Below are 19097 nucleotides of genomic sequence, written 5' to 3' on the forward strand. Positions count from 1 at the left end.
CGCCTCCTATTGGATTGCCTTGAGAGTCTGATTCTGCGGCCGGCCGCTGGCGGCCTGCTGCAAGGCCCGAACGATGGCACGGTGGGCGAGAGGGATCTTGAAGTCGTTGTGGCCCTGGCCCTTCGCTTGCGACAGGAGGCGGTCGGCGACGCGTCTGAATGTTTCGTCATCGGCCGGCGCACCGGCGAACTCCGCCTCGGCAAGCCGATCGCGCCATGGCTTGTGGGCCACCCCACCCAACGCGATGCGCAATTCGACGATCTGCCCTTCGGTGGCCTGTATCGCGGCCGCGACGGAGACGAGGGCGAAGGCGTAGGAAAGGCGGTCGCGCAGCTTCAGGTAGGTATGATGGCCGGCAAAGTGATTGGCATCGAGCCGGATGGCGGTAATGATCTCGCCATGTGCGAGCGTGTTGTCCTTTTCCGGCTCGTCGCCGGGCAGGCGGTGGAAATCGGAGAAGGGGATTTCCCGTGGGCCCTCCGGCCCTTCGATCTCCACCTTCGCATCGAGCGCGGCGAGCGCCACACACATGTCGGAGGGATGCACGGCGATGCATTTATCGCTCGCGCCGAGGATTGCATGGATGCGGTTGAGGCCGCCGATGGCGGGACAGCCGCTGCCGGGCTTGCGCTTGTTGCAGGGCGAAGAGGGGTCATAGAAGTAATAGCAGCGGGTCCGCTGCAGAATGTTGCCGCCGGTTGTTGCGGCATTGCGCAGCTGCGGGGAGGCGCCGGCAAGGATCGCGCTGGACAGAAGCGGGAAGCGCTCCTTTACGCGCGGATCGTAAGCGACCGCTGAATTGCTGACCAGCGCGCCTATCCGCAGTCCGCCGTCCGGCAGTTTCCTGATGTCCTTCAAGGGCAGACGGTTGATGTCGACGACGGCCTCCGGCTGCGTGACGTCATATTTGATCAGGTCGACAAGATTGGTGCCGCCGGCCAGCAGCTGCGCCTGCGGATTGGCGACCAGTGCGGCGACCGCATCGCCGACGGATTGGGCACGGGTGTAGGAGAAGGGTTTCATTCCGCTGCCTCCTCGTAGCGCTTGGCGCTCCCCAGCACGTCCTCGATGGCATCGGCGATATTCGTATAGGCGCCGCAGCGACAGAGATTGCCGCTCATCAGTTCTCGGATATCGCTGCGGTCATGCGCGTGGCCTTCGTTCATGAGGCCGACGGCCGAACAGATCTGACCGGGCGTGCAATAGCCGCACTGGAAGGCATCGTGCTCGACGAACGCCTTTTGCATCGCGTGCATGTCGCCGGGGGTGCCCAAGCCTTCGATGGTGGTGATTTCGGCGCCGTCGAGCGTGACGGCGAGCTTGAGACAGGAATTCACCCGCTCGCCATCGATCAGGACGGTACAGGCACCGCACTGGCCATGGTCGCAGCCCTTTTTCGTGCCGGTCAGTTCAAGGTCGTTGCGCAAGAGGTCGAGCAGCGTCGTCCACGGATGGATATCAAGGGTGTAGGGCGTGCCGTTGATAATAATGGCGAGGGGACAGGTGGGAAAACCCGAGCGTGCGAGAGCGTTATCCATCGGTTCTGCCTTTTGTTGCCGGGATGGATCGCTAACGAAGGGTCATCGACATTGTTCCGCGAGGTGCCGGCGCGTCGTCGGCAAGGAGTGCCACATCGCTGTGTCGAATACGGCTTGCGGGCGACTGCTGGCTCTCTGACTTCAAGCCGATGGTGCTTACGGCGGTTGCTATATCTTCCTGCGAACAACAAAATGCCCCGCCAGAGCGGGGCAAAGAGCTGAACCAACTGGAGTGGCGTATCCGTAACTCTCGACGCGTTTCTTTGTTCCTCGATGTTTCTGCATCCAGACATCGCCGTTCCGCTTTGGCGCCCGACGTTGTCATCGTCGGTGCAAAGGGCATCATGGAATAAGACGCCAAGTCTGCGGTCGCGCTCGTCTTGGCGTTTCGCACCGTCATCGTAACGTTGCGCGGCGCGACCCGAAGACAAACAAAAGGCCGCTCACGGAGAGAAGCGGCGTATTGTTGCGGCCCAGGGCTCGCATAACTTCGTTCAGAAGGTTTGGAGAGAAGCCACCACCTGGTAACCTCAACGCGAAGATACCTTCAGGTTCGGCCGATAGGTGAGCGTATGGCAGCGTGAGAGCCCACCTGCCGCTCCTCTCCTTGCGAGGGAAGTCGACCAAGCCATTGCCGAGTATAGGCTGGACACTATCGAAGGAGAACGGTGGGTGAGGTGCGACCGTCGGCTGCTTCGTGATGCGAACAGCACGCCGTTCAGAATCGTCGGAATGGCAATCGATTTCACCGACGAGCACAATCGCTTCGCCGATCTTGAGCGGGCGTCTCAACGAGACGCACTGACAGGATTGCTTAATCGGCGGGGACTGAGAGCGAGCTTCTCGAAGCTAACCGCAGCCGAGGGATACTCGGTCCTCGCCGTCGACCTCGATGGGTTCAAACAGATCAATGACAGCCATGGCCATGCTGCCGGAGATGAGGTGCTCTTAGAAACGGCGAGAAGACTTCTGTCCTGCGTCAGGGAGGCGGATCTTGTCTGTCGTACCGGCGGAGACAAATTCGTCCTCGTCATTGCAGGAACAGAATGGGCCGGGAAAGCGGTCGCCGATCGTGTGGTAGCGACGATGCGCGCGCCGGTTGTATTGGATCAAGGCTGCGTGGAAGTTCGGGCCAGTGCCGGGGGGTGTGGCGCAGCGTAACTGCAGACTTAGACAGCTTGGTATCTGCGGCGGATAAGTTGCTCTATGAAGCAAAAGCCAAAGGAAAGGATCGATATTTTTTCGAATCTGCTAATCAATTGACCATTCAGCGAGAAAATCATTGAATGCACCGAGTCGTTGCGGACTAGGTCGAATTACGACGTGATCAAATTCTGAACAGCAGCAATCAGGTTCCTTCTACGAGGACTTCGCCGCGGGCTTTTTCCTGGTCTGCGGCTTGATGCGGATTCGCAGCGCGCCGCCTTGCGGATGATCGATCTCGAAGGCATTCGTCTTTCGGACAAGATCGCTGAGCTTCCGGAATCCGTAGGTGCGCGGATCGAAATCGGACGCGAGGTTGGCGAGATGCGTGCCGACCGCACCGAGGGGCACCCAGCCATCCTCGCTCTCCATCTGCGCAATGACCTTCCGGATGATCGGCACGGCGGCGGATGGCTGCTGAAGGGGCTTTGCGCTCGGGGTAGCTTCGACTTCGTTCGCCGGCGCCGAGGGCAGCAGGTTCTCCGTGTAGACGAACCGCCGGCAGGCCTGGCGGAAGCTTTCCGGCGTCTTCTGCTCGCCGAATCCGAACACGTCGACGCCCTGTTCACGAATGCGCGCGGCAAGCCGTGTGAAATCGCTGTCGGACGACACGAGGCAGAACCCGTCGAAACGACCGCTGTGCAGCAGATCCATCGCATCGATCACCAAGGTGATGTCGGAAGCGTTCTTGCCCGTCGTGTAGGCGAACTGCTGCTGTGGAATGATGGCGTGCTTGGACAGGATCTCGGCCCAGGCCTTCGAACGGACGCTGGAAAAGTCGCCGTAGATGCGGCGGACGCTGGCCTCGCCGATCTTGGCGATTTCCTCGAACAGGCCATCCGCAATCTTCGCGGAGGCATTGTCAGCATCGATGAGAACGGCAAGGCGGGGTGAACGTGGCTCGGACGGCATAAAGTCTCCTGTCAAAGGAATCGCAGAAAAATATACAGCCTGTGAGGGGAGATCGATAGTTCGGCGTTCAGAAGGCAACAAGAGGTCCGGCCGAACTTCGACGTTTGAGAGCACAGGCATCCGCCGGGTCTGCCCGTTGACATGCCGAACATGTTTCATTCTCAGGAACAACCTCTGACTCCGCCCGTTCATTGCATGTCGCAACGATCTGGAACGCGGATGACTGAACCCCCTGAAAAACTCTCGCTCATCGAAGAGCGGCTTGTCGTCGACAAACGACCCGTCAGCGACGGCCGCCTGCGTGTCAGCACCACGACGACGTCCGTCACCGAATTGGCTGAAGCCCGCCTCGGCGGGGAAGATGTCGAGGTGACGAGGGTTGCCGTGGGCCGCGAGGTAGCGGAAGCGCCGGGAATCCGGACGGAAGGCGATGTGACCATCGTGCCCGTGATGGAAGAGATCCTCGTCGTCGAGAAGCGCCTGGTGCTCGCCGAAGAGATCCGTATCCGCCGCATCGCCACGATCGAGGACGTTTCCATACCGGTCGAGCTTCGCAAGCAACGCGCGACGATCGAGCGAACCGAAGAATAGGCCAGTCATCAATTCACGAAGAGGAGACACTTCATGACGTACAGTGAAACCACATCGACCTATGGCAGTTCGTCGTCGAACACGGTTACGGCGTTCTTCGAAAACCGCGGCGACGCGGATAGGGCGGTCGATCGCCTGGCCGAAGCCGGCATTTCCCGCAGCGGCATCCGCCTCGTGGCCGGCGAGGAGTCCGGCGCCCCGGCGGATGCTGCCTCCGACCACAGGAGTTTCTGGGAAAAGCTGGAAGACTTCTTTTTCCCGACGACGACCGGGCGGTCTATTCGGAAGGTCTCCGCCGCGGTGGCTATCTGGTGACCGTCAGCGATGTCAGCGCTGCCGACTATGACAAGGTCCTCGATATCCTCGACGACGAAGGAAGCATCGATCTCGAGCAGCGTGCCGAGAGCTGGCGCTCGGAGGGCTGGAACCAGCAAGAGATCGCCGGTTCGTATGGCACCGCCGCGGGCCGCAGCGCCGGCTCCGGCACATCCACTGCCGACAGCGGCCGCGAAGAGGTTATCCCTGTGGTCCAGGAAGAATTGCGGGTGGGCAAGCGCGACCTCAATCACGGCCGCGTGCGGGTTCGCTCCTACGTGGTGGAGACCCCGGTGAACGAGCAGGTGTCGCTGCGCGACGAGAACGTCAGCATCGAACGCCGCTCCGTCGATCGTCCCGTGACCGGTACGGAAGATGCCTTTGTCGACCGCACGATCGAAGCCGAGGAGCATCATGAAGAGGCCGTCGTTTCGAAGGATGCCCGCGTCGTCGAAGAAATCGCCCTCCGCAAGACGGCCGAGCAGCGCGAGGAAACGATCAACGACAGCGTCCGGCGCACCGAAGTGGAGGTGGAAGACGACCGTTCCGGTACACCTCCGAAAGACCGGATCTAGCAGCCGCGAGGGCTGATCAAGCGATATCGAAGGCCGGCGTCCCCTCGCCGGCCTTTCGTACGGTAGCGCCGGAACCCATCGCCGATTGCGGCGTTAGTGTGGCACTCACGCTTCTGTGATGAAAAGGATGCCACCATGACTGAACCTGTCTCTGTCAACGTGTCGCGTGAAGCGGCCTATGTCGATCCCTCCCTCACGGCATCGCTGCACAAGGTGTCCTGGGGCGCGATTTTCGCCGGTGTCGTGCTGGCGCTCGCCGTGCAGTTCCTGCTCAACCTTCTGGGCGTGGGCATCGGCGCCGCGGTCATCGATCCGGTGAGCTCCGACAATCCCGAAGCGAGCACCTTCTCCATCGCCGGCGGACTCTGGTTCGTCGTGGCGGGCATCATCGCCGCCTTCGTCGGCGGCTATGCCGCCAGCCGCCTTTCCGGCCGCCCGAGCCATTCGACCGGCGGCTATCAGGGCGTGACGACCTGGGCCGTGACGACCCTCGTCATCCTCTACCTGCTGACGACCTCGGTCGGCGCCCTGGTCGGCGGCGCTTTCAGCGGGCTTTCCAGCATCGTCGGCGGCGTCGGGCAGACGGCGGCAACGGCCGCGACGGCGGTCGCCCCCGCGCTCGCCACCTCGACCAATCCGATGGCCGGAATCGAACAGCAGATCCGCAATGCATCCGGCGGCAACGATCCGGCAGCGCTTCGTGATGCAGCAGTCTCGGCCGTCCAGGCCGCCGTTACGGGCGACGAGGCGTCCGCGGCCGACGCCCGCAACCGCGCCGCCGACGCCATCGCCAGGGCCCAGAACATCCCGGTCGAACAGGCCCGCGCTCAGGTGGAGCAATACGAGAAGACCTATCGCGACAATGTCGCTGCGGCCAAGCAGCAGGCGATCGATGCTGCCCAGGCGGCGACTGCGGCCGTGTCGACCGGCGCGATCCTCGGTTTCTTCACTCTCCTGCTCGGCGCCGTCGCCGGCTGGTTCGGCGGCACGTTCGGCACGAAGAAGGCTCTGCTGCTCGCCGAAACGACGACGCGCCGCACGATCTGAACGAGACAGGCCACCAGACACGGTGGCCTTCTTGCACCCCCGACCAAGCCACGAGAAGATTGCTCGCGACGGACGGTCCGTCGCCTGCATGTCTCGTCGAACCAGCGCCGTTCTTTCACAGGACGGCATTTGCAGATGGTTCAGCCATGCTCAACACGTCTCGAACCCTCGCCTTTTCCGCAATCGTCGCGATGTGCTGTCCGGCGATGGCGGCCGCGATCGACGCGCAGGCCGTCAATGGCGCGTCGATCGCCTCCGTGCCGATGGAGGCTCCCGCGGAAAAGCCGGCAGATCCCCATCCGGCCATCGTGCATCTCCAGGTTCTGCTCGACCGTGCCGGCGCCTCTCCCGGCGTGATCGACGGGTATTTCGGCGAGAACCTCAACAAGGCGATCGCGGGGTTCGAGGCTCTCCAGGGCCTTCCGGTTGACGGCGAGCCGGATCCGCACGTGCTTGGGCGGCTGGCCGACGACGCTCCAGCCATCCAGGCCTATGCCATCACGCAGGATGACGGCAAGGACCTCGTGCGGAGCATTCCGAAAGACTATGCCGAACAAGCCAAGCTGGACCATCTCGGCTATACGAGTATCGCCGAGAAGCTGGCCGAACGCTTCCATATGGACATCGGTCTTCTGAAGGCGCTCAACCCGACGGCCAGTTTCAAGCCGGGCGAGACGATCGCCGTGGCGATCCCCGCCGGTCGCAAGACCGGGTCGGTCGCCAGGATCGAGATCCGGCGGAACTCGGCGCAGGTCTTCGCCTTCGCGGAGGACGGATCGCTGCTGACGGTCTATCCGGCCACGATCGGCAGCGAGGATTCGCCCTCTCCGACCGGGACGCACAAGGTGAAGGGCGTCTCGCGGATGCCGACCTATACCTACAATCCGAAGATCAATTTCCAGCAGGGCAGGAACAGGAAGATCCTCGAATTGCCAAGCGGCCCGAACGGTCCGGCGGGCACCGTGTGGATCGACCTGACCGAGCCGACCTACGGCATCCACGGCACCCCCGAGCCCTTGCTGATCGGCAAGGTCGGCTCGCATGGATGCGTCCGGCTGACGAACTGGGATGTCGAGGAACTGGCCGGCATGGTCAGGCCGGGCGTCACCGTCGAATTCGTCGAATGAGATGTGCAAAGCCGGCGGCGAGCGAAATCACGCGCGCAGGATATCGGCGCGATGACGGGATCGGGTGTTCCCGGGTACATGCCCGTGTCTGTGCCGAAGGTGTCCGTCGTGGCGGCACGCTCGCAACCGCGAGGGTCGACGAAAGCCTTTATGCGGAGGCCGCGATCCTGCGCCAGTCGAACGGATTGACCCAGCCGAGCGCCGGGCCACCTATGCCGAGGATGGCTGGACGCGTTTTGATGACACGCTCGACCCCTACAGTCCGCCGAGATCGAGTAGGAGCGTCTGTGCTACCGGCGCTGAGTGAGCCTCAAAATAATGAGATGCAGCGTTCACCAAGGCCGCTCATTTTGTATCTAGCCTAAGGGAAAAACGCGAGCTGGCTGGTCACACGGTAGCGTATACATGCCGCAATCTTCGTTTGCTGACCGTGAACGTTAGCTCTGAATGCGTGACTCAAACGGCAATTGCCGTGATCGACCCTGGGGCGACGTGTGAAGCGTATTGCAGACCTAGTTGCCGAATTGACGAAGGCGGCCAATCACGCCTGGGCGCCTCCAGCAATCCGCCGAGGCTACGGATCTCATCAAGGCAGGCGGCAGGCGTTGCATCTCTACGACGACGAGATGAAGGCTATTCTGCTCGAAGCCATTACGGTGATCAGGCAGATCGAGACCGCCCCGGCGGCGAAGAGCTCCGAGAGGATGGGACCGTCGGCGACCCTCCGGGTTTCTCAACCGATCTCAGTGTCGTTTGACAGGTTACCACTCGCGAGGTGGAGATCCTCCTCGGTTATGCGCAAAGGGCCGGCATCTCCAGCGCCGTCCCGGTCGTATTTTTCGCTGGCGATGGCCTCGAGCAAAGCTCTATGCCGCTTGAGCAATCCGACCGGTCCAACCGGATCGGCATCGAACGATTGCAGCGTGCTGGCATAGATATAGACGTCGATGGTCTTTCCCTCGGATGTCTGCATTGGCCAGAACAGTCCGAGCTCCCTTGGCGCCGGTGCGCCATTCTTCCTGCTGAGAGGCATTTCGTTTCCTGCATGCATGTTTGTTTGATGGGAAATCCGCCGCAGCGGGAGCTGCCGGACCTCCCCGGTCCGCCCGCTTGAGACGGACGGTGCTGAAGTGGAGCGCGACGACAGGAAGTCAATCATCGTCCGGCAAGGCGCGACGCCTTGCCGAAAAGACGAAGGGCGCTCGACCCTTTCGGGGAGCGCCCTTCTGACCCGGACGACTACGAACGCGCGACAGAGCACCATCGCTGCAGGCAGTCATCGATTACGGGCAGTGACCGACAGATGGGGCAGGGCGCTTGGAAGTTCAAGACCATCCGGATTGTCGCTCGCACGAGCGGGCAAGCCCAGGCACGCATCGCAAATGCCGCAGCCATCATCGTCCATAGGCTGATCGGTCCGCTCGCAGCAGAGGCAGACGGCCAAGCATTGGGAGCCGGCCGTCCTTTGCTCTGGGATGATGATTTCGATCCCATCGTCCGACGCGATATCTTCGAAAACTCGTTGCATTGCATTTCTCCGCTGACACCCACGCGAAAAGATGGGAGCGGCGGGCCGCTTTGCAATGGCGAGCGTTCGCTATGTGCGCTCAGCCTGCGGGTGAGGATGGACTTCGCGCTTTGCCCATGCTTTCTTTTCCGTCGGAGGGACTTGGTATGGCGTATGAATGGGATCCTCGGCGCGCGCGGCGCGCCCGCATCGTCAGGCTTGCGACGGCGTTGGCGATCAGCGCGTCGGCGATAACGGTGCCTGTCGCGGTCCTGCTGGCGGCCGCGCCGATCTGATATCGACATCGAAAGCGGCGATTAATGGCAGAGGACGATCCGTATGATCTTTCCCGCTTCGTCGCGGCGCAGGATCCCGTGTTCGACACGGTCCTTGCCGAACTGAGAGCGGGGCGCAAGGAAACCCATTGGATGTGGTTCGTCTTTCCGCAACTGCGTGCGCTCGGCAGATCTTCGACCGCGAACTTCTACGGTATCGGCTCTATCGACGAGGCTCGGGCCTATCTCCGGCACCCCGTGCTTGCGGACCGATTGGCGCGCGCGGTCGATGCGGTGCTCGGGGTATCCGGCCGTTCGGCCCACGAGATCTTCGGTTCGCCCGATGATCTGAAATTCCGCTCGTCCATGACCTTGTTCAACGAGGCGGCAGGCGAGGCGGAGGAAAAGTTCCAGCTCGCCCTTCAGCACTTTTTCGCCGGCGAACCGGATCGGCGCACCCTTGAACTGCTCGGCGGCGGCATCGACTAGCCGCCGTCCTTGACCCGCGCCGATCAGATCGCGCGAACGCTTTCCGCTTTCGACTTCCCGGTCTTGCGGTCTTGGCCGATGTGGTAGCTGACCTTCGAGCCGGCCCGCAGCGGCCGCCCGACAGCACCGCCGAGACATGGACAAACACACCCTACCCGCCATCGTCGGGCGTGATGAACCCGAAGCCCTTGTTCTGATTGAAAAACTTGACCGTACCCGTTGCCATGTCATCCTCGTCAGCTGAGCGGCATTGCGCCAACGGCGAGCATATTCGCCACGCGAGGCACTCGCGGATTTGGGAGGCTATTGCGGCAAGCGGAAATGATCGTCGATATGTCGGCGGTGGCGGGTTTCCTTGTGCCAGCCAATCGCCTTGCGGTAGCTCCCGAAGAGGTCTCTTTCCCGCACGTCCCCGACCGTCAGTCCGTGCACGGCGTCGGCGTCCGGATCGACGTAGAGGGCGTCCACCGGGCAGTAGGCTTCGCACATGAAGCATGTCTGGCAGGCATCCTGGCGAAGGATGAGGGGAGGTCCATCCGGCACGGCTTCGAAGACATTGGTCGGGCAGACCTGGACGCAGAGATTGCAGTCCGTACAGGTGTCGGTATCCAGGACTTCGATCATTATTCCGCAGCCTCCCTGTAAGCGGCGGGATCTACCGGTTCCGGCCGGATGGCGATTGCGTTAAGGCCGCTGACGACCAGCCGGTGATGCTGGGCGGGATCCTGCCTGGGGAAATCGTCGCGCCGATGCATGCCGCGTGTTTCCGTGCGCGCAAGCGCGGCGCGATACATGAAGCGCGCCGTGGCCACCATCGCCTGCGCCTGGCGCAGCGGCAGGGTCAGGCTCTCGTCCGCAGCCGTGGCGGCTGCAACGTTCTCCCAGAGGCGATCGAGCCGTTCCAGCGACGCCGAAAGGGCGGCATGGGTGCGGAAGTAGTTGACATCGAGGGGAAAGACTTCGGCCTGAACGGCCTTGATGACGGCTTGCGGATCGACGGTGGCGGCATCTTCATGCCGCGGAGAGAGGGGGCGGGAATGCCGGGCATCCGGCGCGTCTGCCCTGTCGCGCGCGAAGGCCGCGGCGGCGGCGCCGGCGAAGGTGCCGGTGGCGATCGCCCAGGCGGCATTGTGGCTGCCGCCGCCGGTAAATCCGCCGCAGATCGGCTCGCGGGTGGCATTGTCGCCGGCGGCGTAGAGGCCGGGGACAGTCGTCGCGCAGTCAAGGCCGGTCAGCCGCAGCCCGCCGGTTCCGCGCACGGTGCCTTCGAGCCTGAGCTTCACTTCGAAGAGCTCGGTGAAGGGGTCGATGCCGCGCCGGTCGAAGGGCACGAAGAAATTCGGCTGCGCGCGCCGCAGGATCGCTTTGAGCTCGTCGGTGTCGGCGAGATCGAGCCGGGCATAGACGGGCTCGGAAAGCAGCATGCGGGCGATGACCGAGCGCCCGCGGGCCGAGCCGGCGCCCTCGATCAGGCTGCCGTCCTTGCGGTAGAATTGTGCGAAGCGATAGAGCGCCGTCTTGGTGATCGAGGCGAAGGCCGGCGAGATCGCGTAGGCCGAGGAAAACTCCATGCCCGAGAGTTCCGCCCCGGCCTCCGCGCCCATCAGGTAGCCGTCGCCGGTCAGCACATCGCAGCCGAGCGCCTTGCTCATGAAGGCGCAACCGCCGGCTGCCAGCACCACTGCGCCGGCAAGGACCGTCCAATGTCCGCCCTCCTGGCGGCACAGACCCGTTGCGCCGGCCACGGTCTTGCCGTCCATCAGCAATCGGGTTGCGGGATGGTGGTCAAGGATCGTGACGCCGGCATTCTTCACCCGACGCCGCATCAGCCGCATATATTCCGGGCCCTGGACGGAAATGCGCTGCTGTTCGCCCTTCTCGTCGCGGGGGAAAGGATAACCCCAATCCGCCAGACGATTGACGCTCTCGAAGGTCCTGTCGAGCACGGGCGCCATCCAGGCGCGATCGGAAAGATAGCCGCCCATCGCCTCGCGGCTCGCCATGGCCGCTTCCCGCTCGGCCGGATCCGGCGGGACGTACCAGATCTGGGTGCCGGCCGAGGCGGTGGCGCCAGAGCTGCCGCAATAGCCTTTGTCGACCAGTAAGACCCTGGCCTTCGCAGCCGCGGCTTCAAGGGCCGCCCAGCATCCGGCCGGGCCGCCGCCGATGACGAGCACGTCGCACCGGATATCCGTTGGAGGCGAGGCTGTTTTCGAGGTGGGGCTCATGGCCGGCATCCTTTCGGCAAAAATTTCCGATTGCGGTTGAATCCACGTATTGCGTAGATTTTTCCGATTGCTTTTTCGGAACCCGCCGCATGTCTCTCGCCAGCCTCGCCATGTATGTCAGCCCGCCGCAAATCAGGCAGGCGACGCGACTGTTCTGGGAGGCGCTTGGCGCTCGCATGCGCGCGATGGGCCTCGAGGCGCCGGCGGCGCTCGACGACGACGTCCCCTATGACGAGGCATGGCTTCGGCCGGATCTCCTGTTCGGCCAGACCTGCGGATATCCCTACGTCCGGCATCTGCGCGGCAAGGTGCAGCTGGTGGCGACGCCGATCTACGGATTGTCGGGCTGCGACGGGCCGCTCAAATGCAGCTTCATCATCGTCAATGCGCGGTCGCCGGTGACGTCGATCGAGGAGTTGAGAGGCGCGCGCGCTGCGATCAACGAGCCGGGCAGCAATTCCGGCTACAACCTGTTTCGTGCCTTCGTCTCGCCGCATGCTGTCGATGGCCGGTTCTTTTCGTCCGTGGTGGAAACCGGTGGGCATCGGGCGAGCATCGACGCGGTCTCGAGCGGGGCGGCCGATGTCGCGGCGATCGATTGCGTGACTTTCGGCAACACTCTGCGCTTCGATCCGGACCGGGTTGCCGGTGTGCGCATCCTCGCCGAGACGGCGAAGGGCCCGGGGCTGCCCTTCATCACCGCCGCCGCGACGCCGGCCGAAGACCTGGTGATCCTGCGCCGAGTCCTGGCGGATGCCATAGCGGACCCCGCGCTCGCTGATATCTGCGATACGCTCTCGCTGCGCGGCGTCAGCCTTCTCGACGATGCCGACTACGAGATGCTGGCGGAGCTTGATCGGGATGCCGCGCGCCATGGCTACCCCGCGATCGCCTGAAGCACGACGGCCGGCTCCGCCGCCGCAAGCGGAAAGTGGCATGCGACGCTGCGGCCGCCGGCTCCTTCCTGAAGCACAGGTGCTTCATTCGCGCATCTCGGCTGCGCGAGCGGGCAACGCTTGTGGAAGCGGCATCCGGCCGGCGGATCGCCCGGGCTCGGCAATTCGCCGGAAAGCACGATGCGCTCGCGCCGGCGGCGCGGATCGAGCGTGAGGTTGGCCGAGAGGAGCGCCTGCGTATAGGGATGCGCGGGCGTGCGGAACAGCGTGGCCGTCGGGCCGCTTTCGACGATCTGGCCGAGATACATCACCATGACCCGGTCCGTGACACGGCCGACCACATTGAGATTGTGGGAGATGAGCAAATAGCCGAGGCCGAGACTGTCCCTGAGCGCACGCAGCAGGTTGAGCAGCTCGCCCTGCACGGAAATGTCAAGGCCGGCCGTCGGCTCGTCGGCGAGGACGATGGAAGGCCCTGCCGCGAGCGCTCGCACGAGCGCCACGCGCCGCGCCTGCCCGCCGCTCAGCTGATGCGGATAGCGTTGGAGAAGCTGCGCGCCGAGGCCGATGCCTTCGGCCAGCGCGAGGATGCGCGCCCAGCTTCCGGATGTATACGCCTTGCGGATCTTCAAAGGCTCGGCCAGAAGCGAGCGCACCGTCATCCGCGGCGAGAGTGAGGCGGCGGGGTCCTGGAACAGCAGTTGGATCTTGCGCTGCAGCGCGACGCGACGCGGGGCGGCGACGTCCTGTAGCATCTCGCCCTCGATCGACAGCGTGCCAGCCGACAGCGGCTGAAGGCCGACGATCGCCCGCGCGAGAGACGATTTTCCGCAACCGCTTTCGCCAACGAGGCCGAGCGTTTCTCCGCGACGCAACTCCAGCGAGACGCCGTCGACGGCGGACAGCCGATCGTAGCGGACGACTGCATCCTTCAGGGACAAGGCCGGCGTCGCCATCATGCAGCCTCCAGCCAGCAGGCGTAAGCCTGGCCGCTGCTTGCCTGCCGGTGCGGCGGTTTGCAGGTGCAGTGGTCCTGGCGGGCAGGACAGCGGGCAGCGAAGATGCAGCCGGCCGGACGACGCACGAGATCGGGGACACTGCCCGGGATCGTCGCGAGATCCTGTGCAGGATCGAAGGCGGCGTAGGGGTCTATCTCGCAGGCGAGAAGCGCGCGGGTATAGGGATGGCGCGGGCGATGCAGTACCGCGCGCACGGGGCCGCTTTCCACGACCGTTCCCGCATACATCACGACGACGCTGTCGCAGAGTTCGGCGATCAGTCCCATGCTGTGGCTGACGACCAGCATCGAAGCGGCGGTCCGCTGCCGCAGCCGGCGCAGCACCTCGACCACCTGCGCCTCGATCGTCGCATCGAGCGCCGTCGTCGGCTCGTCGGCGATAAGGAGCTTCGGCTCGACAAGAAGGGCCATCGCGATCACCACCCGCTGGCGCATGCCGCCGGAGAACTCGTGGCGATAACAGTGCATGCGCCCTGCGGCATCCGGCACGCCGACGTCGGCAAGCACCGCTTCGGCGCGGGCCCAGAGCTTGCGCCGGCTTTCCTTCGGAAACCGCCGTCGCTGGATGTCGACGAGCTGGCTGCCGATCGTGAACATCGGGTTGAGCGCCGTCATCGGATCCTGGAAGATCATCGCGATATCGGTGCCGCGCAACGCCGTCGCTTCGCCAGTGGCGAAGTTCGTCTCACGCCCGTCGAAGACCGCGCGGCGGGCCGAAACCTCCGCGTTGCCGGCAAGAAGGCCGAGCATGGCGAAGGCCACGGTCGATTTGCCGCTGCCGCTCTCGCCGACAAGGCCGACCGACTGCCCGCGACCGATCGTGATATCGATGCCGTCGAGAACGTGCGCTGCACGTCCGCCACCGCGATAGGACACGCTCAGCTTTTCGATGACGAGGAGAGCGTCGGTCATGTCGCCCTCCTCAGCCTCGGATCGAGCATATCGCGCAGGGCCTCGCCCAGGAGCGCAAACCCGAGCGTGGCGAGGATCAGCGCGAGGCCGGAGAAGGTGGCGAGCCAGACCGACTGGTCGAGGTAGATATAGCCGTCGTTGAGCAGGTTGCCCCAGCTGGCGAGCGGCGGACGCACGCCGAGACCGAGAAAGCTCAGGCCCGCCTCGATGGTAATGACCACGGGAATGTCCATGCAGGCGAGAACGAAGATCGGCCCGATGATGTTGGGCGTGACATGGTGCAGGATCACCCGCCAGGTTTGAGCGCCGAGCACCTTTTCGGCTTCGATGAAGGGGCTGTTGCGGATGGCGATCGTCTGGGCGCGGGCGATGCGGCCGAAATGGGGCACGAAGACGACGGACACGAGCAGCACGACATTGCCCAGACCGGGACCGAACACGGCGACCAGCGCCAGCGCCAGGATGACGCTCGGAAAGGAGGTAACAATGTCGAAGACGCCGACGATGAAGAGATCGATGGCGCGCGGCGAGAGGGCGGCCGCCACGCCGAGAGCGACGCCGGCGGTCAGGGAAACGGCGATCACCGAGAGCGAGACGCCGAGCGCGACGCGGGTGCCGTGGATCAGCCGGCTCAGGATGTCGCGGCCGAGGTGGTCGGTGCCGAGCAGGTGCTGCAATGAGGGATCCATCAGCCGGTTGCCGGGTGCGATGGCGTTCGGCCCATAGGGAGAAATCAGCGGTGCCGCGACGGCAACCACGCACAGGAGCGTCACCGTGACGAGCGCGAACAGACCGCCGGGCCGGCGGGAAAGATCGGCAAGCGATGTCATGCTATCGCCCCCGTCCGGAGGCGAGGCGGGCACGCTCGCGCGGGTCGATCAGGCTCTGGGAAAGGTCGGCGGCGAGGTTCGTCAGCACGTAAAGCAGCACGATGACGAAGACGGCGCCCTGGACGACCGGATAGTTGCGCGTGCGGATGGCGTCATAGATAAGCGAGCCGAGGCCCGGACGGTTGAAGATCACTTCGGCGAAGACGGCGCCGCCCAGAAGCTCACCGAAGCCCATGCCGAGCACCGCAACCGTCGGCAGGATCGCCGGCTTCAGCGCGTATTTCATCAGGATCTTCGTCTCGCCGACGCCATAGGCCCGCAGCGTGCGAATATGGTTTTCGCTCAGCACTTCCAGCAGCGAGGAGCGCAGCAGGCGGGCTATATAGCCGATCCAGCCCGTGGCGAGCGCCATGGTCGGAAGCACGAGATGCCAGAGCTGGTCGGCAAGATCGCCGCTTTCGCCCGCGCCGAGCACCGGAAACCAGCGCAAGGTCACGGAGAACACCATCAGCAGGAAAACCGAGACGACAAAGCTCGGCGTCGAGATGAAACCGACGCTGAGGAAGGCGATTACCCGGTCGGCCTTCCCGCCAGGCCGGTGGGCGGAAAGCAGCGCTAGCGGCACCCCGACGGCGATGGCGCAGAGCATGGCGGAAATCGCAAGGGCCACCGTGTTCGGCAGGGCGCCGATGACGAGCGTCAGGACCGGCCGACCGTTGAAGACGTCCTCGCCGAGATCGCCGGAAGCCAACCTGCCGAAGAAAGCGAGCACCTGCCCGATCAGCGGCTGGTCGAGGCCAATGCGCGCGTTGAGAGCGGCGACGGCCTCCGGCGTCGCGCGCGAGCCGAGGATCACAGTGGCGGGGTCGCCGGGAATGAGGCGCGTCAGCGCCATCAGAAGCACGACGGAACCGGCGACCGCGAGCAACGCCGTCGCCAGCTTGAAGGCGAGGTGGATCTGAAGGGATGCGCTCCTCATGGCCGGGCATCCTTGTCCGCTGTCGCTTGCACGGCCACGGATCAGGCCGTTGCTTCCGTGAACGCCGCATAGAGCCAGTTGTTGCCGTTCGGCAGGACACCGGGCTTCAGCCATTTGCGCGAGGCGAAGGCGTTCAGATTGTGCGTGATCCAGATGAAGGCGGCGGATTCATCGAGAAGCCTCTGCGCCTCGATATAGATTTTCTCGCGTTCGGCCGGATCCACGGTGACGCTGCCCTTTTCGTGCAAGGCGTCGAAATCGGCGTTCTTCCAGCGCTGCCAGTTCCAATGGCCGACCTGGGCGGAGATGAACCACTGGGTCTGGAAGCTCGGGTCGAACTTGCCGTTGTACTTGATCAGCGACAACTCGAGGTCCTTGCTGGCGTCGTTGTCGCCGAGCGCCCAATAGGCGGCCGATTCCAAGGCCTCGATCTCGACCTCGATGCCGATTTCAGCGAGGTTGGCCTGGATGATCTGCGCGATCGCCTCGTTGCGGGCATTGGCCTCGATGGTAAGCCTGGTCTTGAAGCCGCCGGAATGGCCGGCCTCCGCAAGCAGGGCCTGTGCCTTCTCCAGATCGCGGGCATAAACCGGCGCGTCCTTCCAGTAGCCGAGCAGGCCCGGCGCCAGCAGCGAATTGGCACGCGGATAGATGCCGGAATAGGCGCCCTGCAGGACCGCGTCGATGTCGACGGCATAGCGGAGCGCCTGGCGCACGCGGATGTCGTCGAAGGGAGCCTTTTCGACGTTCGGCCCGAACCAGACGTAATCGATCGCGGGGATTTCCGTTACGCTTGCATCCGGCAGTGCAGCCAGTGAGTTGCCGTTCTCCGGATCGATGGCGGTGAAATCGATCTCGCCGGACTGGAAGGCGATCTCGGCGGTCTTCTGCTCGCCGATCGGCTTGCCGACGATCTCACGGAAGTGCGGCTTGATCGGGCCCTTGTAATCGGGATTTATCTCCAGAACGAACTGCTCGCGCGGCGTCCATTCCTTCAGCACATAGGGGCCGCTGCCGATCAGCTTCGTGGCGACGTCCTTGCCGAGCGCTTCGAAAGCCTTCTTCGAGACGATGCGGCCCGACCCGTCGGCAAGCGCAATGGAGTAGAGCGCCGGCGCCGGGTTCTTCAGGATGATGCGGCCTTCGAGCGGGCCGGTCACCTCAACGCGATCCAGCGCCGCCCAGTCCTTCGCGTAGGTGACGGCCTTGCCTTCGGTAGCCGGATTGATGAAGCGCTCGAAGGAGAACTTGACGTCCTCAGCCGTCAACTCGCCGTAGCCGCCGGTGAAGGCGAGGCCGCTGCGCAGCTTGAAGCGGATTTCCGTGTCGCTCACCTGCTCCAGCTGTTCGGCGGCATCGAGCTCCCATTCGGTCGAGCCGGGCTTGAAGGAAATCAGGCCCTGTTGCACCGACCAGATGACGTTGAGGTCGACCGGGCCGGAACGATTGGCCGGATCCAGGTTGGAAAGATCCTTTTCGACGCGGACGACGATCCTGGTGCGATCAGCATTGGCAAAGGCGGGGTGAACGCCGCCGAGCGCGGCGGCCATGGCGATCGAAGCGCCGCCGATGAGCACCTGCCGGCGTGTCGGGTTGAATGTCATGGATCGTCCTCCGGGATTGCGCACCGGCCGAAGGCGGGGCTCTTCAATTCGATGGAGGATTAAAGCCAATAATCCATAAATTACATAGAATAAATATTTTCGATTTGCGCTCCTTTGCGCAACGGTCTTTCCTTTTTCGCCGTTCGCCTGCAAAACCGCACGGTGCAGCGTGCCGACCGTCGTACCGCGGCCGCGGAAGCGAAGACCGCTCTTCACTCAGCGTCGTCCCCTTCCCACGGACCTGCAAGGGCGTTGGCAGTCTGGGAATCGACGAAGGCAACAAGAGCCATATGCCGGCGGGGAAGTTCTCCGCGATCATACGAAAGGTCTCCGATCACGTCCGGCTCGATCTGGCGGCCAGGCTCACTCTCCGAAGTCAGCGACGGAAGCCGGCCAATGGCGCTCTACTGCGCCTCGTCGCCGCGCCTGGCCGAAGGTAGGTTCGAGGTGGTTTTGGCAGCGCGGCCATCGAGCTGCAAGCCGCGTGATCGCTGGCTGGCCGACCAAGCAACGTCATCAGGTTCCTGCTGCGGGCCGGCGATGGCCAGTTCGAGGTGCTGCGCCCGACCTTCTCCACCGGCCTGCATCTATGCCGAGCCTTAATATGCCTGCCAGCCGAGGTCAGTGTAGGTGAAGTCGTCGCCCTTAAAGGCAATCCGGGTCCGATAGGCCCGCGCACAGGCGTAGGTGAAGCAGTCGCCATGTTCAGCCTGGCAGGATGGTTCATGATCTTGCCGAACTGCTGCGCGGTATCGAGGGCCTTGGCGCCCACGTCGCCAGAAATCATCGCTTTCTTGCAGTCCAGATCGGAAATGAACTGATCGACGAGGCGGCGCGCTGTATGCACGACGGCCGAATAAGTAGGGTATTCGTTCACGTGGGAAGGGGTTGTCTTTCATCCCGGAGGCGTCGTTTGCTGCAGATCGGTTGCTGATCGATCAAATACAGTTCTCCGTCGAGCAGATCTCGAAACTCTAGGCGGTGTGGACGGATTGCCGCATGAAGAGAGGCGAGGATTCCTCTGAGGGGATTTGTCTGATTCATGGAGAGC

General features: G+C 63.7%; 20 protein-coding genes and 4 pseudogenes. 11 read left to right on the top strand and 13 right to left on the bottom strand.

Annotated features, from left to right (window positions below):
- Positions 1-6: 6 nt before the first annotated feature.
- Together ACIIOY_RS17685 and ACIIOY_RS17690 are read right to left on the bottom strand one after the other, a co-directional pair.
- Entirely contained in the window at positions 7-1023 is a 1017-nt protein-coding gene (locus ACIIOY_RS17685; RefSeq protein ID WP_411035999.1) for an FAD binding domain-containing protein, read from the bottom strand.
- Positions 1020-1538 carry a (2Fe-2S)-binding protein gene (locus ACIIOY_RS17690; protein WP_411036000.1) on the bottom strand — a complete coding sequence of 173 codons (519 nt, stop codon included), beginning with the start codon at positions 1536-1538 and terminating at the stop codon, positions 1020-1022. The genes ACIIOY_RS17685 and ACIIOY_RS17690 overlap by 4 nt, the downstream gene beginning before the upstream one ends.
- Before the next feature lie 732 nt (positions 1539-2270).
- Here ACIIOY_RS17690 and ACIIOY_RS17695 point away from each other — a divergent pair.
- The gene (locus tag ACIIOY_RS17695; RefSeq protein ID WP_411036001.1) at positions 2271-2699 is read left to right on the top strand and encodes a GGDEF domain-containing protein; all 429 of its coding nucleotides are present in this window, start codon (positions 2271-2273) and stop codon (positions 2697-2699) included.
- A gap of 198 nt (positions 2700-2897) precedes the next feature.
- Here ACIIOY_RS17695 and ACIIOY_RS17700 read toward each other — a convergent pair whose 3' ends face one another.
- Positions 2898-3653 carry an NYN domain-containing protein gene (locus ACIIOY_RS17700; protein ID WP_411036021.1) on the bottom strand — a complete coding sequence of 252 codons (756 nt, stop codon included), beginning with the start codon at positions 3651-3653 and terminating at the stop codon, positions 2898-2900.
- Positions 3654-3872: 219 nt separating this feature from the next.
- On the opposite strand from ACIIOY_RS17700, the gene ACIIOY_RS17705 reads away from it, so the two are divergent.
- The 6 genes and pseudogenes from ACIIOY_RS17705 to ACIIOY_RS17730 form a co-directional block, all read left to right on the top strand.
- Positions 3873-4244, top strand: coding sequence for a DUF2382 domain-containing protein (locus tag ACIIOY_RS17705; RefSeq protein WP_411036002.1), 372 nt, complete (start codon positions 3873-3875; stop codon positions 4242-4244).
- Between the two features lie 33 nt (positions 4245-4277).
- Positions 4278-4559 carry a hypothetical protein gene (locus tag ACIIOY_RS17710; RefSeq protein WP_411036003.1) on the top strand — a complete coding sequence of 94 codons (282 nt, stop codon included), beginning with the start codon at positions 4278-4280 and terminating at the stop codon, positions 4557-4559.
- Positions 4556-5134 (top strand): YsnF/AvaK domain-containing protein, encoded by a 579-nt coding sequence (locus ACIIOY_RS17715; RefSeq protein WP_411036004.1) that lies wholly within the window; start codon positions 4556-4558, stop codon positions 5132-5134. The genes ACIIOY_RS17710 and ACIIOY_RS17715 overlap by 4 nt, the downstream gene beginning before the upstream one ends.
- Before the next feature lie 135 nt (positions 5135-5269).
- Entirely contained in the window at positions 5270-6181 is a 912-nt protein-coding gene (locus ACIIOY_RS17720) for a PhnA-like protein (protein WP_411036005.1), read from the top strand.
- 191 nt (positions 6182-6372) lie between these two features.
- The gene (locus tag ACIIOY_RS17725) at positions 6373-7308 is read left to right on the top strand and encodes a L,D-transpeptidase family protein (RefSeq protein WP_411036022.1); all 936 of its coding nucleotides are present in this window, start codon (positions 6373-6375) and stop codon (positions 7306-7308) included.
- Positions 7309-7350: 42 nt separating this feature from the next.
- Positions 7351-7615 (top strand): annotated as a pseudogene (locus ACIIOY_RS17730) (hypothetical protein); the annotation flags it as partial.
- A gap of 426 nt (positions 7616-8041) precedes the next feature.
- On the opposite strand, the gene ACIIOY_RS17735 reads toward ACIIOY_RS17730, so the two are convergent.
- Positions 8042-8341, bottom strand: coding sequence for a hypothetical protein (locus tag ACIIOY_RS17735; protein ID WP_411036006.1), 300 nt, complete (start codon positions 8339-8341; stop codon positions 8042-8044).
- A gap of 641 nt (positions 8342-8982) precedes the next feature.
- Between ACIIOY_RS17735 and ACIIOY_RS17740 the strand changes: the two genes are divergently transcribed.
- Together ACIIOY_RS17740 and ACIIOY_RS17745 are read left to right on the top strand one after the other, a co-directional pair.
- Positions 8983-9111, top strand: coding sequence for a hypothetical protein (locus tag ACIIOY_RS17740; RefSeq protein WP_411036007.1), 129 nt, complete (start codon positions 8983-8985; stop codon positions 9109-9111).
- A 24-nt stretch (positions 9112-9135) separates the two neighbouring features.
- Positions 9136-9579, top strand: a complete 444-nt coding sequence (locus ACIIOY_RS17745; protein WP_411036008.1) for a DUF1810 domain-containing protein — start codon at positions 9136-9138, stop codon at positions 9577-9579.
- 23 nt (positions 9580-9602) lie between these two features.
- On the opposite strand, the pseudogene ACIIOY_RS17750 reads toward ACIIOY_RS17745, so the two are convergent.
- From ACIIOY_RS17750 to ACIIOY_RS17760, 3 genes and pseudogenes are all read right to left on the bottom strand, one after another.
- Positions 9603-9805: pseudogene (locus tag ACIIOY_RS17750) on the bottom strand (cold-shock protein).
- Between the two features lie 77 nt (positions 9806-9882).
- Entirely contained in the window at positions 9883-10203 is a 321-nt protein-coding gene (locus tag ACIIOY_RS17755) for a 4Fe-4S dicluster domain-containing protein (protein ID WP_411036009.1), read from the bottom strand.
- Positions 10203-11807: an FAD-dependent oxidoreductase gene (locus tag ACIIOY_RS17760; protein WP_411036010.1), complete on the bottom strand. Its 1605-nt coding sequence runs from the start codon at positions 11805-11807 to the stop codon at positions 10203-10205. The genes ACIIOY_RS17755 and ACIIOY_RS17760 overlap by 1 nt, the downstream gene beginning before the upstream one ends.
- Before the next feature lie 89 nt (positions 11808-11896).
- On the opposite strand from ACIIOY_RS17760, the gene ACIIOY_RS17765 reads away from it, so the two are divergent.
- Complete coding sequence (locus tag ACIIOY_RS17765) at positions 11897-12703, top strand: phosphate/phosphite/phosphonate ABC transporter substrate-binding protein (protein WP_411036011.1); 807 nt, start codon at positions 11897-11899, stop codon at positions 12701-12703.
- Here the strand turns inward: ACIIOY_RS17765 and ACIIOY_RS17770 are convergent.
- Genes ACIIOY_RS17770 through ACIIOY_RS17790 form a run of 5 tightly spaced genes read right to left on the bottom strand, consistent with a single transcriptional unit; the run spans position 12685 to position 18046 of the window.
- Positions 12685-13662: an oligopeptide/dipeptide ABC transporter ATP-binding protein gene (locus tag ACIIOY_RS17770; protein ID WP_411036012.1), complete on the bottom strand. Its 978-nt coding sequence runs from the start codon at positions 13660-13662 to the stop codon at positions 12685-12687. The genes ACIIOY_RS17765 and ACIIOY_RS17770 overlap by 19 nt on opposite strands.
- Positions 13659-14633, bottom strand: a complete 975-nt coding sequence (locus ACIIOY_RS17775; protein ID WP_411036013.1) for an ABC transporter ATP-binding protein — start codon at positions 14631-14633, stop codon at positions 13659-13661. Before ACIIOY_RS17775 ends, ACIIOY_RS17770 begins: the two co-directional genes overlap by 4 nt.
- Positions 14630-15463, bottom strand: coding sequence for an ABC transporter permease (locus tag ACIIOY_RS17780; RefSeq protein ID WP_411036014.1), 834 nt, complete (start codon positions 15461-15463; stop codon positions 14630-14632). The genes ACIIOY_RS17775 and ACIIOY_RS17780 overlap by 4 nt, the downstream gene beginning before the upstream one ends.
- Before the next feature lies 1 nt (position 15464).
- Positions 15465-16442 (bottom strand): ABC transporter permease, encoded by a 978-nt coding sequence (locus tag ACIIOY_RS17785; protein WP_411036015.1) that lies wholly within the window; start codon positions 16440-16442, stop codon positions 15465-15467.
- Between the two features lie 41 nt (positions 16443-16483).
- The gene (locus ACIIOY_RS17790) at positions 16484-18046 is read right to left on the bottom strand and encodes an ABC transporter substrate-binding protein (protein WP_411036016.1); all 1563 of its coding nucleotides are present in this window, start codon (positions 18044-18046) and stop codon (positions 16484-16486) included.
- A gap of 266 nt (positions 18047-18312) precedes the next feature.
- Here ACIIOY_RS17790 and ACIIOY_RS17795 point away from each other — a divergent pair.
- Positions 18313-18649, top strand: a pseudogene (locus tag ACIIOY_RS17795) (hypothetical protein); the annotation flags it as partial.
- Here the strand turns inward: ACIIOY_RS17795 and ACIIOY_RS17800 are convergent.
- Positions 18646-18890: pseudogene (locus tag ACIIOY_RS17800) on the bottom strand (type II toxin-antitoxin system VapC family toxin); the annotation flags it as partial. The pseudogenes ACIIOY_RS17795 and ACIIOY_RS17800 sit on opposite strands and share 4 nt — an antisense overlap.
- Positions 18891-19097 lie beyond the last annotated feature (207 nt).

The organism is Shinella agrisoli (assembly GCF_046557955.1).
Taxonomy (GTDB): domain Bacteria; phylum Pseudomonadota; class Alphaproteobacteria; order Rhizobiales; family Rhizobiaceae; genus Shinella.